At 64.7% G+C, this 2,675-nt stretch carries 3 protein-coding genes; 1 reads left to right on the forward strand and 2 read right to left on the reverse strand.

Annotated features, from left to right (window positions below):
* A partial coding sequence (locus EN991_RS31395; protein WP_164769499.1) for a DUF1304 domain-containing protein occupies nucleotides 1-201 on the reverse strand: 201 nt, incomplete at its 3' end.
* 140 nt (nucleotides 202-341) lie between these two features.
* On the opposite strand from EN991_RS31395, the gene EN991_RS31400 reads away from it, so the two are divergent.
* On the forward strand, nucleotides 342-1,829 hold the full coding sequence (locus tag EN991_RS31400; protein WP_013529120.1) for a carboxypeptidase M32: 1,488 nt from the start codon (nucleotides 342-344) through the stop codon (nucleotides 1,827-1,829).
* A 27-nt stretch (nucleotides 1,830-1,856) separates the two neighbouring features.
* Here the strand turns inward: EN991_RS31400 and EN991_RS31405 are convergent.
* A partial coding sequence (locus tag EN991_RS31405) for an ATP-binding cassette domain-containing protein (protein WP_127370203.1) occupies nucleotides 1,857-2,675 on the reverse strand: 819 nt, incomplete at its 5' end.

The following is a 2,675-nucleotide window of genomic DNA, read 5'->3' on the forward strand; positions in this document are numbered from 1 at the left end:
GTATAGCCCCCAGATCAACCCGGCGGCGAGGAACCCGTTATAAAGTCCCTGATTGGCCGCGAGCACTTTCGAGGCACTGGCGAATTCCGGGGTCAGGTTGAAAGCCTTGTGCCCGCGCGGCGTGTCCCACAGCACCATCTCCAGATAGACGATGTAGGCATGGATCAAGGCCACCAGCCCGACCAGGATGTTGCCGATCATTTTTTCCCCCTTGATGTGTTGCCGGCAGCATTTCATGCGCGGCCTCGCCTGCGCAAGGTGCATTTGCCGGACGGCATCCGAGGGTTGCCAACGCTTTTGCGTTGGTGTCTTTTCGCGCCGTCCCAATCACGGAAGTCGCCATGTCCTTTCAGAAACTCGACGACCTCGGTCACAAGCTCGAAGCGCTCGAGCATGCGCTGGCCATCCTCGGTGCCGATGAGGCCACGCACATGGCCGTCGGCGGCGGCGAGAAGCGTGCCGAGGCGATGTCGGCACTGGCCGGCATGTATCACACCAGGGCAACGGCGCCCGAGATAGCAGACTGGATCGCCGCGGCCGAACAGGAAGCGCTGGGGGAGGAGCAGCGCGCCGCCGTCTCGGAACTGCGGCGGCAATACACCAACCTGACCTGCCTGCCGGTCGAATTCGTCGAACGCCAGACGACCGCGCGCATGCGTTGCGAGCAGCTGTGGCGCGGCCTGCGCGCCAAGAACGACTGGGCAGGCTTCCAGCCGGCGCTGGAAGGCGTCGTGGCGCTGGTGCGCGAGGAGGCGGCGCTGCGTGCCGATGTGCTCGGCCTGGCCCCCTATGACGCGCTGATGGAGCAGTACGACCCCGGCAACCGCACCGCCGACATCACGCCTGTGTTCAGCGACCTGAAGGCTTTTCTGAAAAGTTTCGTGCCGGAGGCGCTGGCGATCCAGGACGCACGGCAGCGCAAGCGCCCGCTGAAGCCGCTTTCGGGCACCTATGCGATCGATCGGCAGCGCGAGCTCGGCCTTGCCATGATGACGGCAGTCGGCTTCGACCTGACGCATGGGTCGCTGTCGGTGTCGCACCACCCTTTCTGCGGCGGCGTGCCGAGCGACGTGCGTATCACCACCCGCTACAAGACGTCCGACTTCCTGTCGGCGCTGATGGGCGTGCTGCACGAGACCGGCCATGCGCTCTACGAACAGAACCTGCCCAAGGCATGGTCGCACTGGCCGCTCGGCAAAGCGCGCGGCATGGCCGTGCATGAAAGCCAGAGCCTGTTCGTCGAGAAGCAGCTAGGCCGCAACCCGGCCTTCTGGCGCTGGGCGCTGCCAGTGGTTGAAAAGCATCTCGGCGAAGCCTGGTCGCTCGACGACATCCTGCCGCACGTGCATCGCGTCGGACGCGGCCTGATCCGGGTCGATGCCGACGAGGTGACCTATCCCCTGCATGTCATCCTGCGCTACGAACTGGAACAGGAACTCGTCTCGGGCCGGCTGGAGGTGGCCGATCTGCCCGAAGCCTGGGACGCCAAGATGCGCGACTACCTCGGCCTTTCCACCATCGACAACCCAGCCGACGGGCCAATGCAGGACGTGCATTGGCCCGGGGCAGCTTTCGGCTACTTCCCCTCCTACACGCTGGGCGCGATGATGGCAGCACAGCAATGGGCGGCGCTGACGCGGGAGCATCCTGCCGCCGACGAGGATCTCGCCAAAGGCAATTTCGAGGCGATCAACGACTGGCGCCGCCAAAAAATCTGGTCACAGGGGTCACGCTGGTCGACGCCGGACCTGCTCGAACGCGCCACAGGCGAAAAGCTCAACGCCACCTATTTCGTGAACCATCTGAAACAGCGCTATGGAGCCGCATAGCGGCTGTCGCCACAGCGCCAGATCTGCCTATTCCGCCGCGCCCCTGAAAGCACTGGCGCCGGTTTCGAACTGCAGCTTGGCCAGCCGTGCATAGATGCCGCCCTTGGCGACAAGGCTTTGATGCGTGCCTTCCTCGACGATCGAGCCCCCATCCATGACCAGGATCCTGTCGGCCTTCAGCACCGTTGCCAGGCGGTGGGCGATGACGATCGTGGTGCGGCCCTGCATCAGCCGTTCCAATGCCGTCTGCACCAGCGTTTCGCTTTCGGCGTCGAGTGCCGAGGTGGCCTCGTCGAGCAACAGGATCGGCGCGTCGCGCAAGATGGCACGGGCGATCGCAACCCGCTGGCGCTGACCGCCTGACAGCGTCACGCCGCGCTCGCCGACTTGGCTGTCATAGCCTTTTTCCAGCTTGAGGATGAATTCATCGGCAAGTGCATCCTTCGCCGCCGTCTCGATTTCGGTCTTGCTGGCTCCCGGCCGGCCGAAACCGATATTGTCACGCGCGCTTGCCGCGAAAATGGTGACGTCCTGCGGCACGATGGCGATGCGCTGGCGGACCGAAACGGGATCGGCCTCGCGCACATCGACGCCGTCGATCAGGATCTTGCCTGTTTCGGGATCGTAAAAACGCAGGATCAGCGAAAACACCGTGCTCTTGCCGGCCCCTGACGGCCCGACGATCGCCACCGTCTCGCCCGGCATGACCTGAAAGCTTAAGCCGTGCACGGCGGCGCGGTCGGGCCTTGCCGGGTAGGAGAAGGAGATATTGTCGAAGACGATCGCGCCCTTGGCGACGGCCGGCAGCGGCTTCGGATCGGCGGGGGCCTGGATCGCCCGCTTCTC

This window comes from Mesorhizobium sp. M7A.F.Ca.US.005.03.2.1 (assembly GCF_003997795.1).
Taxonomy (GTDB): Bacteria; Pseudomonadota; Alphaproteobacteria; order Rhizobiales; family Rhizobiaceae; genus Mesorhizobium; species Mesorhizobium ciceri.

Bases quoted from the DNA above. Each gene is read 5' to 3' on its own strand.
- EN991_RS31400 (WP_013529120.1), top strand. From the start codon at position 342: ATGTCCTTTCAGAAACTCGACGACCTCGGTCACAAGCTCGAAGCGCTC.